Origin of the sequence: Pseudosulfitobacter pseudonitzschiae, from assembly GCF_900129395.1 — a bacterium.
Lineage (GTDB): Bacteria > Pseudomonadota > Alphaproteobacteria > Rhodobacterales > Rhodobacteraceae > Pseudosulfitobacter > Pseudosulfitobacter pseudonitzschiae.
In genome coordinates this window covers 42323-55799 of the sequence record NZ_FQVP01000013.1, presented here as the reverse complement: position 1 = coordinate 55799, position 13477 = coordinate 42323, and the positions used below count along the sequence as shown (strand labels likewise).

Below are 13477 nucleotides of genomic sequence, written 5' to 3'. Positions count from 1 at the left end.
ACTACGCTTACATATCGGGGCCGCTTGGCTTACGGTTCGGGGCGGCGGGCCTTACGTCTGGGGGCCTGTCCGCTTACGGATCGGGGCGGGCCCAAAGCTTACTTTTCGGGGGCGTCCCAAGGGGGTGAAAAATGCCGTTTTTTCTGCAACAATATCAGCGTGATGCGAATCGGGTGCCTGTTTTGCCCCGAATCAAAGCTTACGTTTCGGGTGATTTACCAAAGCCTCCTTTCGTGATAGCTTACACGACAACAACTACAAAAGTAAGTTTGAGCAGGTAAGTCCAATGGCGAAGGACGTGAAACCCAAACCCGTTCGCACGGTCGAAGCGCGGCCCAATGCCGACACGCTGGTGAAACCCGGCGAGCTGGTGGACCTGGTCGAGGTCACACCGCTGACGCTGGCCGACCGGCGCATTTACAACCAGCTTCTGGAAAACGCGTGGGATGCCATCGACAAGCCGGTGACCCATGTCATTTCCAAGGGCGACCTGCGCGGGTCGCACAATTCCAACGACCGTGTGGGCGAATCCATCGAACGGCTGATGGCCTGTATCGTCAAGGTGCGCATCACCCGTGACGGCGCGCCTGCGATTGAACGGGTGCAGTTGCTGGGCGGGAACATCGAATCCAGCCGCCGCGACGGGTTGTTCGAATATGAAATTCCCACCCGTCTGCGCAAGATCATCAAGGACAGCACCGTATTTGCCCGCCTGCAACGCGAGGTGATGTTCGCGCTGTCATCGAAATACGCGCTGACGCTCTACGAGATGATCCAGAAACGCGGCAAGCTGAGGTGGCGGTCGTCGGAACGGTTCAGCCTGGAAGACCTGCGCGGGATTCTGGGCGTGCCCAAGGGCAAGCTGACCTCGTGGTCGAACCTGAAGCTGCGGGCGATCGAACCGGCGCTGGTCGAGGTCAACGCGCTGAGCGATTACGTGGTGTCGGTCGAGCCGATCAAGACCGGGCGGCGGGTGACCCATGTGGAACTGCGCTGGTGGGCCAAGGATGCCAGCGGCACGGCGACGGCGGAGCGCGAGTTGCAGTTTTCCAAGGTTGGGCGCAAGCAGCGGACCCAAGGCGACACATTGCCCGCCCGCCCCGGCTGGCTGGAGGCCCGGGGGCAGGCGCTGCGGTCCGAGACCTACGAGACGGCGCGGCTGCGGCATCCGGGGTTTGACATTTACCACGTCGAGGGGGAATGGCGGGCATGGGCCAAGGACCGCGCACCGGCAACAGACCCTGACAAGGCGTTTCTGGCGTTTTTCCGCACGTTTGCCGAACGGAACCCGCTGTGAGGGTTGGGTGACACGAAGCCGTTTCCTCCTTCCCTCCGCAATAGAACGCAAAGCCGTGCATCGCCGTGCCGGCGGACGGCCCGGCGATGCGCGGCGGCCTGCGGCCTTGGTTCCGCGCGGGTCACTGTGGCCTTAGGGCTGTTGCAGGACAATCGTGCACAGCTCGATCCCCACGACCTCTTGGCACAGGCCCGGCGGGGGCGGGGTGCCGTCGGGGGGCTGGGCGGCCACGTCGAACCCGTCCGCGATGGTGATGTCGGCGGTGGCGCGCAGGACCTTGCCCTGTCCGGCGACCGAATCGCCCGCCTGTGCCGTGGCGCGCTGAACATCGCGCATGTATTGCCAGACCTCGATCCCCGCCACATGCGCCAGATAGCCGTGGCCCGCGTGGTCAAACGCCCCCACCAGCCGGCCGGCCACGTCCACCCGCACGGCGACGGCGATGCCATCGGTGTCAAACACGGTGCGAAAGGCATTGGCCAGCGCGATGTGGTCAACGGGCCGCCCCTCGGCCACGGCGATGTAGGATTGCAGCTCGACCAGCTCAACCTCGGCCATGGCGCGCAGGTCGGCGTCCAGATCGGGCAGGGCCAGCAGCGCCTGCACCGTCTGCGCGGCCCGGTGCCAGTCGCCCGCGATGCGGTGGTCGTTCACGGCAAAGCTGAGCTTGCGGACCTGGGCCTGCGCGTCCTGCGGGGCCAGCCCGTCCAGCCAGCGTTGGGCCGTGGCGCGGCGCGAGTCCGATCCGCCGGCGCGGTCGCTGTTCACCACCATGTCCAGCACATCCGCCACCATCTGCGCGTGGCCCGCATCGGTGACCATGTCAGGGCGCAGGGTGGGGGGCGTGACGTCGGGCACGGAGAGGTCGGTGATGATCCGGTCGAACACGGCGCTGTCGTCCTGTCCCATCCGCCCGCTGATCACCGCCAGCAGCGACAGCACCGACAGGTTGGAAATACGCACCAGCGGTTCCTGCGCCAGCACCTCGGGCAGGTTCAGGCCAATCAGCAGGCTGCGCGCCTGATCCAGATCGCCCGCGTTGAACAGATCGGCGGCGTCGCTGGCCACTTGGGTGCATTTCAGAAAACCGGGGCTGTCGCTGACCGAGACCGGACCGGCCAGCCAGCCCTGCAATTGCGCGGCATAGTCGCGTTCAAGGTATGTCGCGGGGTCCACGGTGACGCGATCCAGATCGGCGCGGGCCAGATCGGGGCGGCCGAAATAGGCGTAAGTATAGGCGCGCCAGATGCGTACGAATTGCTGCATCTCGGGGGCGTCCTGCGCCACGGTCAGGGCGCTGTCATAGAGGTCCAGCGCGCGTTCGGCCTTGCACAGGCCCGTGGCGATCAGGTTTGCGGTCACGACCATCACCTGCGCCCAGTCGGGGCCAAGCGGACCCTCAGCACGGGCGGCGCGCAGGGCGCGGGTCAGCTCCACGTCCAGCGCCAGACCGCCGCCGTCGGCCAGTATCCGGTCGACATCGTTCAGCAAGTCCGCCGGGCTTTGCCCCTGCACCGGCTGGGCCAGCATCAGCGCCAGCAGCGCGGGGATCACACGCCGCCGGATCATCGGTTGCCCACCACAAAGAACGGCGCCCATGCGACGGGGTGCGACAGGCTGGGATCGCTGTCGTCGTCCATCAGCGCCAGCATCGCGCGGCGCATCGCCTCGGCCTTGCGCAGGTCGGGGTGGGCGCGCATTTCGGCAAAGGCTGATGCCGTCAGGCGGGCGGCCGCGTCGTCGCGCACGGGCCAGTGGCTGACCAGCAGCGCCTGCGCGCCTGCGGCAAAGAAGGCGCGGGCCAGACCCGAAAGCCCCTCGGCCCCCGCGCCATCGCCGGCGGCGGTGTTGCAGGCCGACAGCACCACCCAATCGGCGGTCAGCGTCAGCCCCGCAACCTCGCCCGCGGTCAGCAATCCGTCATCGGTGCCGGTTATCGTGGCGGGCGGGGTCAGCGCCAGCGCGGGTTCGGCCAGCCCCTGCAATTCGCCCGCGATCAGCCCGTGGGTGGCAAAGACGATCACGTCGCGGTCGCTCAGGTCCATCGTTTCCAGCACCGTCTCGGACGCATCGGCGCCCAGCAGCACCTGCGCGTGGCTTTGGTCAAAGGCGGCGGCGATGGCGCGGACCTCGCGGCGGGTGCCGGGCAGGGGGGCCAGCCGGCTGACATCGACGGTGCCGGTGGCGGCACGCACCACGGCGTCGGTGCCTTGGGTGCCGGTGAACACCGGATCGCCGATGGCCAGCAGGGTGGTGGTGGGCAGGCCGCTGTCAGGCAGCGGGGCAGGGCGGTTCGCCCGCGCCGCCCGCAGGCTGACCGCGGAGGGCAGCATGGTGATGGCATGGTCGCGCAACATCCAGCTGGCGCGGCGCAGCATGTCGGGGGTGGGGTCGCTGTCTGCCTGCGCCGGATCGGTCAGCAGGGTCGCGAAAGGCATCCCGATCCACGATTTGTCCGCGACGATCATCAGGTGGGGGTACTGCGCAAGCTCGGCCTGAAAGGGTGCGAACAGCCATTGGTACAGGATCGCGGCCAGCCGTGTGTTGAAGGGTTGCGTGGCCACCGGTTCATCGTCCAGCGCGGCGGCGGCGCGCAGGGTGCCGGTCAGCCCCATGGTGTCGCGGTACATCGCCACCAGTTCCACCGCGTCGGATTGCGTCACCGGCAAGCGGTGCCACAGCACGTGCCGCCCCGAGATCAGCCAGAGCGTCAGCCAGTCCTGCCCCTGATGCATCTGGATCAGCGCCTCGTCGGGGTCGAGCCGCGCCTGCGCCTCGGCAATGGTCAGCGGGTCGGGGGCAACGATGTCGAGGTAGGCCGGAAACCCCTTGGCCAGCGCCTGATCGTTGACGCGCAGGGCGACGTCCAGTTCCTCGAGCCGCTGGCGGCGGGCGGCGTCGTCCAGCGCGGGGTCAGCGCGGGTGCGGGCGATGCGTTCGACCAGATCACGGCGCGCGATGGCCAGCGGTTCCAGCCCCTGTTCCTTGGCGGCAAGGCGCAGGGCGATCTGTTGTACGGCCTGCGCTGCTTCCGAGTTCTGCACGGTTTGCGCCATCTGGAACATCAGGTCGGTGCGCTGCAAGGGCGTGGGGTCCTCCTGCGCGCGCAGCGGCAGGGGCAGCATCAGGGCACAGGCAAGGATCAGGCGCAGCATGGGGGGACTGTCCGCGAGGGTGCGTTGCGGGGTCAAGTGACAAATGTTGTTTGGTGGGTGGGGAGCGGGGCCAGAGTGGCCTAGCGACACAGTGCATGGCCTGACCGCGGGTGGGCATCGGGACGTCGGTTTGTGCCACTTTATTTCTAATCTTTGGCGTGGGGCAGAAGAGGCGCGGAAAGTCTGAGACAAGGCCGCAGGCCGCCGCGCATCATGCTTCAGGCATGTCTGCGACATGACGGGCCGCCCCACGGCACGGCGATTTGGCTGCCGTTGCGCGTGACGGATAGGTGGGATGTGCTTGGCTGCCATAAAGTGCCAGTCACGCAGGTCGGATCGCCGCACCACGGCCCGTTGATGCGCGGCCTAGCACTCTATTTCAAACGGCAACAAAGTCCGCTCAGCAGACCTTCGCGTGCTTGCCCGGGGACTGGGCCGCCCGCCGGCACGGCCCGACCTTGCAACAGCCTTCACAGCACCCGGCGCAGCCCCTCCTGGACCTTCAGCAGCGCGGGCAGGTAGGTGTCGTGCAGCGCGGTCGGGGTGGCGTGCAGGCTGGCCATGCCTGTGTTCAGCGCGGCGACCACGCGGCCCTTGGCGTCGATGATCGGCACCGCCAGCGACTGCAGGCCCAGCTCGACCTCCTGGTCGATCACGGCAAAGCCCTGCGCGCGGACGCGGGCGATCTCGGCCATGATCTCGGCGGGGTCGTGCAGGGCATGGACCGTGCGCGGCGTCAGGTCCGAGGCGTCGATGACCGCCCGGGCCTGTTGCGCGGGCAGGGCGGCCAGCAACACGCGGCCCATCGACGTGCAATGGGCGGGCAGGCGCGATCCGGGCATCAGGCCGATGGACATCACCCGCCGCTGTGCCGCGCGGGCAAGGTAGACGATTTCGGTGTCGTCCAGCATCGACACGGAACACGACTGCCCGATCTGCTCGGACAGCTGGTCCAGCCACGGCTGAACGATCTGCGGCAGCGGCAGCGCGGCCAGCGCCCCCATGCCCAGCCGCAGGACGCGGGGCGTCAGGCTGAAATATTTGCCGTCATAGGCGGCATAGCCGATGTGGTGCAGGGTCAGCAGACAGCGCCGCGCCGACGCGCGGTCCTGTCCCGTCAGGGCGGCCACTTCGGCAATCGACAGGCGGGGCCGGTCGGTGCCAAAGCATTCGAGGACCTGAAGCCCCTTGGTCAGTGATCCGATGATATCTGTTTTGTGCGCCATGCGAACCGATCTTATCGGGATGCGAACAAGTTTCAATATGTGACCGAAAACCCTTGCCCGATGCCCCGCGATCCCGGAGATCAGGCACAGAGGATCACACCGGGGGATGACGATGGACAAGACAGTGACCACCGCAGCGCAGGCCGTGGCCGACATACCGGACGGGGCATGCGTGATGATCGGCGGCTTTGGCGGGTCGGGCGCGCCGATCGAGCTGATCCATGCGCTGATCGACGCAGGGCCGAAGAACCTGACGGTCGTCAACAACAACGCGGGCAACGGGCACGTGGGGCTGGCGGCGCTGATCGAACAGGGGCAGGTGGCGAAACTGATCTGTTCGTTCCCGCGCTCGGCTGACCCGAAGGTGTTTACCGAGCTGTACCTGGCGGGCGGGATCGAGTTGGAGATCGTCCCGCAGGGCACATTGGCCGAACGCATCCGCGCGGGCGGGGCGGGGATACCGGCGTTCTACACGCCCACCAGCTATGGCACGGACCTCGCGACGGGCAAGCCCGTGGCAGAGTTCGACGGGCGCATGTATGTGCAGGAACGCGGGCTGAAGGCGGACTTTGCCCTGATCAAGGCCGAGCGGGGCGACCCGATGGGCAACCTGACCTACCGCATGGCTGCGCGCAACTTTAACCCCGTGATGGCGACGGCGGCGGCGGTGACCATCGCGCAGGTGTCGCATGTGGTGGCGGCGGGCGATCTGGACCCGGAAAACGTGATCACGCCGGGGATTTTCGTCAACCGCGTGGTCCATGTTCCCAACCCCCAACAGGAAGAAATCCTGAACCGGCAAGAGGCGGTGTACCCATGAGCCTTGATCTGAACGATATCCAGCTGAGCAACGCGCAAATCGCATGGCGGGCGGCGCAGGACATTGCGGACGGTGCCTATGTCAACCTGGGCATCGGCTTTCCCGAGATGGTGGCCAAGTTCCAGCCCGAGGGCCGCGAAGCAGTGTTTCATACCGAGAACGGCGTTCTGGGCTTTGGCCGCGCGCCGGATGCCGGCGATGAGGACTGGGATCTGATCAACGCGGGCAAAAAGGCGATCACGCTGAACCCCGGTGCCGCGTTCTTTCACCACGCCGACAGCTTTGCGATGGTGCGGGGCGGGCATCTGGACGTGGCGATCCTGGGCGCCTACGAGGTTGCGCAGAACGGTGACCTGGCGAACTGGTCCACCGGGCGCGGCGGCGTGCCTGCGGTGGGCGGTGCGATGGATCTGGTGCACGGGGCGAAACGGGTGGCGGTGATCACCGACCACGTGACCAAGAAGGGCGCGCCCAAGCTGGTCGAGGCCTGCAACCTGCCGCTGACCGGCGTGGGCTGTGTGACGCGGGTCTATACGTCGCTGTGCGTGGTGGATGTGACCGGCGGACGGTTCGTGCTGCGCGAAAAGCTGGCGGCGGTGTCGCTGGAGGATCTGCAGTCGGTGACGGGGGCGGAATTGCACCGTGACGGGGATGTGGGCGAACTGGTGGTGCCTGAGTTGTAGGGCGGGTGGTCGCTAGGCAGACTGAGTTGCCGTTCGCAAAGCCGCGCATCGACGGGCCGTGGTGCGGCGATCCAACTTTGGTTCCTGCCACTTAATGGCAGCCAAACACATCCGACCTGACTGTTGCCCACACCCGAAGCCAAATCGCCGTGCCGGGGGACGGCCCGGCGATGCGCGGCGGCCTGCGGCCTTGTCTCCGCGCAAAAGGCTTGAAGCCGCCCTTCGCTGCATATGGATGTTCATTTGGCTGTCACCCAGAACCACAGGTGCGCCTTGGCCACTGTGATCAGGTGAACCCCGCCAGCCGCTCCTTGCATATCGCAATCATCGCCGCCGCGCGCTGTGTGATGTCGCGGTCGATACCGGGCAGGTCCGGCACATGCAGCGCGTCTGCGGCATGGGCAAACTGTTGCAGGAACCGGTCAATCGCGTCGTTCACGCCGACAGCCGTCAGACCGGCGACCACCGCCACCTGCAAGACATCCCGCCGCTGCAAGCGGTCATCTTTGGCGTTCAGTTTCAGGGCCATGCGGTCGTGTTCCAGACCGGGAAAGACGCGGGTCGTGACCGCATCATAGACCGGCGCAAGGCGGATCGTGTCGAACCGGTCCGCAGCGGGGGAAGCGATCTTGAGCAGTGCCAGGTTTTTCAGGTGCATGTCGCCGTCGCCGATCAGCCACGCGAACAAGGCGCGTTTCAGGAGCAGCAGCAGATCCTCCTGCGGCGCGGTTGACAGGGGCCGGATGGCGCGGGCGATCCGTTCGATGGTGCCGTCGTATTTGGCGTCAGGCGTCAGGTCGAGAACCGAACACATATCCTCGAGCGCAAGGCGGCGGGTGTCGCTGGCCGATGTGCGGATGTCGAACCGTTCGACCAGCAGGGCGGGGGGCATGGCGTCGGGCATCGGCACCAGTGCGATGGCGGGCACCGCCAGCCCCGTGGCACCGGCCAGCGACATGGCAAGATATTCGATCACCGGCAGCGCCTGAAACCCGCTGGTGCCTGCCGGTTTCAGGATGTGGGTGAAGGGCAATCCGGCGCTTGGCGACAATCGACCATCGCGGGCCAGAAACATCGGCGCCTTGATCTGGACACCGGACAGGCGCGGGGTGTCGGCGCGCCGGTACAGGCGCGCCAGACCGGCCTCGAAATCCGCTTCCAGCCTGCCGCGCCCCGGACCCGCGTAAGTGCCGGTAAAGATGCCGTTGCGGGTATGGTCGCCCAGGCGTGTGGCCAGCGTGTCCGCAGGCAGCAAGCCAAGCTCGGCGGCGTCCGCGCTGATGGTGATGTTGGACATATACCGTTTGCCGCTGCGCAGCATGGCGCGTTCGTCCTTGTCCTTCAGAACCTTTTCCAGCCACCCCTCGGGCAGCAGGGACAGGATGAAAGCGGGCAGCCTGCCGGGAACCCGCTGTTGCACCAGCGGCAGGTCGAAACCGCCGTCCGGCTGCCAGCGCCATTCGAAACCGTCGTGATCAAGCCGGCCTATGACCTGCCCGTGCCAGCCCACATGAAACGAAAGCGCGGCTTCGTTGCGCACATCCACGGCAACGGCAGAGCGCAACAGATACCGTTCGGCCTGTTCGCCCTCGCGGTACCATTTGTTGTCCCGCGCCAGCGCCCAGACGGCATCTGCGGCGGCGGCGGGGCTGCCGTATTCTTCGACCAGACGCAGCGCGATCTGGGCGCGCATTCCGTCGTCGATGGCGCTGGCGTGTTCGCTGCGCTGCCGGAAAGCTTCGAGACATCGCTGCCGCATCGAGGACACGGCAATCTGGAATTCCCCGGTGCTGTCCCCGACGATGGCGGTTGCAACTGCGGGCTGGTCGGGGGCGACGTTCTGGATGATTTCCAGCGCCCTGAGGCGGGTCCGCTGGTTGCGTTTGCCGCTGATGAACAGGCGCCCGTCGCGCGTGGGGGCCAGCAGCGTGGCGCTGGCGGCGGACAGGTAGGCGTTGGGATAAAGGTAATGCGCGATCCGCACGGCGTTGCGCAGGACAACCGCATCAATATCGGCGTCCGCATCGACATAGATGCCGCGCATAAGCTGGACGATTTTCCCCGTCTCGGCCTGATAGTGGGCGCGGGCCTTGTCGAGGTTTTCACCGATGAGATAGAGCAACTGCTAAACTTTCGCGCATGTCAGATGCGTGAAAGTTATAGTGACTTCCTTGTGTGCGTCAAGGATTTAGAACTTTCCCGCATCTGACATGCGCGAAAGTTTGGTTTTGCGATGGTCTGTGGGGACAGGATGCCCCCCGCGCTGTCCGCGCGAGGGGCTGTAGCAGTCTTAGAAAAAGCCCAGCTTGTTGGGGTTGTAGCTGACCAGCAGGTTCTTGGTCTGTTGGTAGTGGTCCAGCATCATCTTGTGGTTTTCACGTCCGATGCCCGACTGTTTGTAGCCGCCAAAGGCCGCGTGGGCGGGGTAGGCGTGGTAGTTGTTCACCCAGACCCGGCCCGCTTCGATGGCGCGGCCGACGCGGTAGCAGGTGTTCATGTCGCGCGACCAGACGCCGGCGCCCAGCCCGTACATGGTGTCATTGGCAATCGCCAGGGCTTCGGCCTCGTCCTTGAAGGTGGTCACGGACACCACGGGGCCAAAGATTTCCTCCTGGAAGACGCGCATCTTGTTGTGGCCTTTCAGGATGGTCGGCTGGATATAGTTGCCGCCCGCCAGCTCGCCGGTGAACTCTGCCGCCGCGCCGCCGATCAGCACCTCGGCGCCCTCTTCGCGGCCGATGGTGAAATAGGACAGGATCTTGTCCTGCTGCGCCTTGCTGGCCTGTGCGCCGACCATGGTTTCGGGGTTGCGCGGGTCGCCGTGTTTGATCGCTTTGACCCGTGCGATGACGCGCTCCATAAAGGCGTCGTAGATGTCCTCGTGCACCAGCGCACGCGACGGGCAGGTGCAGACCTCGCCCTGATTGAAGGCGAACAGAACGAACCCTTCGACCGCCTTGTCCAGAAAGGCGTCATCCTCGCGCATGATGTCGGCGAAGAAGATGTTGGGGCTTTTGCCGCCCAGTTCCAGCGTCACCGGGATCAGGTTTTCGGTGGCGGCTTTCATGATCGTGCGGCCTGTCGCGGTCGATCCGGTAAAGGCGATCTTGGCGATGCGTTTGGACGTGGCCAGCGCCGCGCCGACCTCGGCCCCGTAACCGTTGACGATGTTCAGCACACCGGCGGGCAGGATGTCGGCGATGATCTCGGCCAGCACCATGATCGCGGCGGGGGTCTGTTCGGCGGGTTTCATGACGATGCAGTTGCCTGCCGCCAGCGCCGGGGCCAGTTTCCACGCGGCCATCAGGATCGAGAAGTTCCACGGGATGATCTGGCCGACCACGCCCAGCGGTTCGTGGTAGTGATAGGCGACGGTGTCGGCGTCGATCTCGCTCATTGAGCCTTCCTGCCCGCGCAGCACGCTTGAGAAATAGCGGAAGTGGTCGGCGGACAGCGGAATGTCGGCGGCCATGGTTTCGCGGATCGGCTTGCCGTTGTCCCATGTTTCGGCCTGGGCCAGCAGTTCCAGGTTCGCGTCAATCGCATCGGCGATCTTCAGCAGCAGGTTGGCGCGTTCGGTGGCCGAGGTCTTGCCCCACGCACCCTTGGCGGCATGGGCGGCGTCCAGCGCCAGTTCCACGTCCTCGGCGTCCGAGCGGGCGCAATCGTTGATCTTTTCGCCGGTGATCGGCGTGACGTTTTCAAAATAGCGCCCGTTGACGGGGGCGACGAACGAACCGCCGATGAAGTTGTCGTAGCGGGTCTTGAACGGCGATGTGTAGGTGCCGGATTCGGTATGTGCGAGATCTTTCATGGGTGTTTCCTCCTGAGACTACCGGGTCTCCCTCCCGGATTGCGCTCAAGGTGACGGGGCGCGGGGCAGCCGTCATCAGGGGGAAATGGGAAATTCGGGAAAACTGTCTCGGAAGTGAGACAGGCGGGGTCAGGTTTCGGCAAGCCCCAGCCGTTTCATGCGCCGGTACAGGGTGGCGCGGCCCACGCCCAGCTGTCGTGCGGCCTGCGAGACGTTGCCGCCGGCACGGGCCAGCGCGCGCATCACGGCGGCGCGTTCGGCCCGTTCAAAGCCGGTTCTCTCGTCGTCGCGCCCCAGCAGGTCGGCGGCGGGGCGGGCGGTCAGCGGGCCGGTGCCCGCCATGCCGAACAGCGCCCGTGCGGCGCGGGTGGCCCCGACCACCAGGTCGTTGCCGTCCACCGCCAGCAATGTGGCGGCGTCGCTGTCGGTGCCTGCGGCGATGATCCGCGCGGGGGTGTAGGTGGAGCGAAAGTTGGCCTCTTCGATGGCGCGGGCGGTCTGGGCGACCTGCGCGCTGATCAGCCGGTTGAACGCCTCGGTCTGGTCGGCGCGGGCCGATGACACGTCCAGCGCGCCGATGATTGCCCCATCGGCCCCGTAGATCGGCGCGTCGATACAGCTCATGTCGGTGTTGCGGGACAGGAAATGGTCGCCCTGGTGGATAATGACGCGGCGGCGTTCGGTCAGGCAGGTGCCGATGCCGTTGGTGCCCTCGCGTTCCTCGCTCCAGTTCGCCCCGGCGCACAGGCCCCAGCTTTCAAAGGCCGCGGTGTCGGCGTCCGAGATGCGCTGGTCCAGCACAACGCCGTCGCTGTCGGTCAGCAGAACCGCAAAGCCGGACAGGCCCACCAGCGCAAAAAGCGCGTCCAGGCGCGGGGCGGCGACGCTGAGGAATTGCTCGACCGCGGCGCGGCGCTGGTTCAGCGCGCTTTGCTCCAGCCGTTCGGGCGCGCGGTGTTCGTCGGGGGTCAGCCCGTGTTTTTGCACCGACCGGTGCCAGCTGGCCGCGATCTGGGACCGGGCAGCGGCAGAAGGCGACTGTGTCGCCTGCAGGACCTTGTCGGCATGGGACGGGGCGCGGGGCACGGCTGACCTCTGGCGGTTGCGGGTGTGCAGCAGTTTACAGGCGATTCCCTTGATCGCGCAACAGTCTTGGGTTTTTGCGGGTTGGGGGCACGAGGCCTTTCCGCAGGCCGCCGCGCATCATGCCCAAGGCATGTCTACGGCATGACGGGCCGCCCCACGGCACCGCTTTTGCTTGCGTGCGCGGCGAAGGTCGGGTTTGACCCCCTTCCGCATTCCCCCGCGCGGATTCAAGGCCGCAGGCCGCCGCGCATCGCCGGGCCGCCCCACGGCGCGGCGATTTGGTTGATGGTGTGCGTGACAGATCGGTGGGATGTGTTTGGCTGCTATTAAGTGGCAAGCACAGAGGTCGGATCGCCGCACCTCGGCCCAGCGATGCGCGGCTTTGCACTCCGTTTCAAACGGCAGCAAAGTCCCGCAGAGCGGCCGTTGGTTGTCAGGTTTTGCACCGCTTTTGCTTGCGGACGTGGCGAAGGTCCGGTCTGAGTGGAAAGTGACCTTGCCACAGAGGGCCGCGCCTGACCGCGGGTGGGCATCACCACCTTGGTGGATGCCACTTTATTTCTACGCTTTGGCGTGTGGTTCCAGAATTGCAGGACGGTGAAGAAGCGCCCGCCCGTCGCACCAAAGGTGCGCCGATTATCTTAGGCACGCCTCTGGCGTGACGGGCGGTCGGGCGCTGCCCGGCGGTGCTACGCACCTTGTTCCGGGCTTTGGTGAGCGGTGTTAACGTTTGATTACCCCGCTTCGGCCCGGCGCGGCCCTAACCAGCCGGAATTTCGCCCATCACCTTTGGCACGTGATACCCCTTTTGCACCGCGGGGCGCGCCAGCAGGCGTTGATACCATGCGCGGACGTTGGGGAAATCGGCCAGATCAACCCCCTGCCATTCGTACCGCGACACCCACGGCCAGCAGGCCATGTCGGCGATGGAATAGGCGTCGCAGATGTAATCGCGCCCCTCAAGCTGGGTGTTCAGCACGCCGTACAGGCGCTTGACCTCGGCGGCGTAGCGTTCTTCGGCATAGGCGGCCTTGCCGGGGTTGAAATGCAGGAAATGGTGCGCCTGTCCGGCCATGGGGCCAAGACCGCCCATCTGCCACATCAGCCATTCCATCACCTTGGCGCGCCCTGCGGCGTCCGATGGCAGGAACTGCCCGTGTTTGTCGGCCAGATAATACATGATCGCGCCCGATTCCATCACCGACAGGCCGGTGTCCTGATCGACGATGGCGGGGATCTTGTTGTTGGGGCTGATCTTCAGGAAATCGGGGGCGAACTGTTCGTCCTTGCCGATGTCGATGGCATGGGCGGTGTAGGGCACGCCCAGTTCCTCGAGCAGGATCGAGACCTTGCGGCCATTCGGGGTGGTCCATGTGTACAGGTCGATCATCGGCGG

The 13477-nt window shown here is 66.0% G+C and carries 10 protein-coding genes; 3 read left to right on the top strand and 7 right to left on the bottom strand.

Translation table 11 applies throughout. The features are described from left to right. The first annotated feature begins 286 nt into the window (after positions 1 to 286). Positions 287 to 1297, top strand: coding sequence for a replication initiation protein (locus BUC08_RS22340; protein WP_037930116.1), 1011 nt, complete (start codon positions 287 to 289; stop codon positions 1295 to 1297). Between the two features lie 132 nt (positions 1298 to 1429). On the opposite strand, the gene BUC08_RS22335 is transcribed toward BUC08_RS22340, so the two are convergent. From BUC08_RS22335 to BUC08_RS22325, 3 genes are all read right to left on the bottom strand, one after another. After that, positions 1430 to 2866 (bottom strand): hypothetical protein, encoded by a 1437-nt coding sequence (locus tag BUC08_RS22335; RefSeq protein ID WP_037930114.1) that lies wholly within the window; start codon positions 2864 to 2866, stop codon positions 1430 to 1432. After that, positions 2863 to 4452: a CHAT domain-containing protein gene (locus BUC08_RS22330; RefSeq protein ID WP_051694625.1), complete on the bottom strand. Its 1590-nt coding sequence runs from the start codon at positions 4450 to 4452 to the stop codon at positions 2863 to 2865. Before BUC08_RS22330 ends, BUC08_RS22335 begins: the two co-directional genes overlap by 4 nt. 470 nt (positions 4453 to 4922) lie before the next feature. Next, positions 4923 to 5678 (bottom strand): IclR family transcriptional regulator domain-containing protein, encoded by a 756-nt coding sequence (locus BUC08_RS22325; RefSeq protein ID WP_037930111.1) that lies wholly within the window; start codon positions 5676 to 5678, stop codon positions 4923 to 4925. Between the two features lie 112 nt (positions 5679 to 5790). Here BUC08_RS22325 and BUC08_RS22320 point away from each other — a divergent pair, with 112 nt between their 5' ends. Together BUC08_RS22320 and BUC08_RS22315 are read left to right on the top strand one after the other, a co-directional pair. Beyond that, a complete protein-coding gene (locus tag BUC08_RS22320; RefSeq protein ID WP_037930200.1) occupies positions 5791 to 6498 on the top strand; it encodes a 3-oxoacid CoA-transferase subunit A in 708 nt (235 codons plus the stop codon). Then, positions 6495 to 7181: a 3-oxoacid CoA-transferase subunit B gene (locus BUC08_RS22315; protein ID WP_037930108.1), complete on the top strand. Its 687-nt coding sequence runs from the start codon at positions 6495 to 6497 to the stop codon at positions 7179 to 7181. Before BUC08_RS22320 ends, BUC08_RS22315 begins: the two co-directional genes overlap by 4 nt. A gap of 286 nt (positions 7182 to 7467) precedes the next feature. On the opposite strand, the gene BUC08_RS22310 is transcribed toward BUC08_RS22315, so the two are convergent. From BUC08_RS22310 to BUC08_RS22290, 4 genes are all read right to left on the bottom strand, one after another. Beyond that, positions 7468 to 9303 (bottom strand): type II toxin-antitoxin system HipA family toxin, encoded by a 1836-nt coding sequence (locus BUC08_RS22310; RefSeq protein WP_037930105.1) that lies wholly within the window; start codon positions 9301 to 9303, stop codon positions 7468 to 7470. A 168-nt stretch (positions 9304 to 9471) separates the two neighbouring features. After that, positions 9472 to 10995 carry an acetaldehyde dehydrogenase ExaC gene (exaC, locus tag BUC08_RS22305; RefSeq protein WP_037930102.1) on the bottom strand — a complete coding sequence of 508 codons (1524 nt, stop codon included), beginning with the start codon at positions 10993 to 10995 and terminating at the stop codon, positions 9472 to 9474. A gap of 129 nt (positions 10996 to 11124) precedes the next feature. Continuing rightward, positions 11125 to 12081 (bottom strand): helix-turn-helix domain-containing protein, encoded by a 957-nt coding sequence (locus BUC08_RS22300; RefSeq protein WP_224557576.1) that lies wholly within the window; start codon positions 12079 to 12081, stop codon positions 11125 to 11127. Between the two features lie 760 nt (positions 12082 to 12841). Continuing rightward, entirely contained in the window at positions 12842 to 13471 is a 630-nt protein-coding gene (locus tag BUC08_RS22290) for a glutathione S-transferase family protein (RefSeq protein WP_037930095.1), read from the bottom strand. Positions 13472 to 13477: the final 6 nt, after the last annotated feature.

What these genes read in the sequence shown, in the direction of transcription:
- BUC08_RS22340 (WP_037930116.1), top strand. Translation starts at nt 287, where the DNA reads ATGGCGAAGGACGTGAAACCCAAACCCGTTCGCACGGTCGAAGCGCGG.
- BUC08_RS22335 (WP_037930114.1), bottom strand. Translation starts at nt 2,866, where the DNA reads ATGATCCGGCGGCGTGTGATCCCCGCGCTGCTGGCGCTGATGCTGGCC.
- BUC08_RS22330 (WP_051694625.1), bottom strand. Translation starts at nt 4,452, where the DNA reads ATGCTGCGCCTGATCCTTGCCTGTGCCCTGATGCTGCCCCTGCCGCTG.
- BUC08_RS22325 (WP_037930111.1), bottom strand. Translation starts at nt 5,678, where the DNA reads ATGGCGCACAAAACAGATATCATCGGATCACTGACCAAGGGGCTTCAG.
- BUC08_RS22320 (WP_037930200.1), top strand. Translation starts at nt 5,791, where the DNA reads ATGGACAAGACAGTGACCACCGCAGCGCAGGCCGTGGCCGACATACCG.
- BUC08_RS22315 (WP_037930108.1), top strand. Translation starts at nt 6,495, where the DNA reads ATGAGCCTTGATCTGAACGATATCCAGCTGAGCAACGCGCAAATCGCA.
- exaC (WP_037930102.1), bottom strand. Translation starts at nt 10,995, where the DNA reads ATGAAAGATCTCGCACATACCGAATCCGGCACCTACACATCGCCGTTC.
- BUC08_RS22290 (WP_037930095.1), bottom strand. Translation starts at nt 13,471, where the DNA reads ATGATCGACCTGTACACATGGACCACCCCGAATGGCCGCAAGGTCTCG.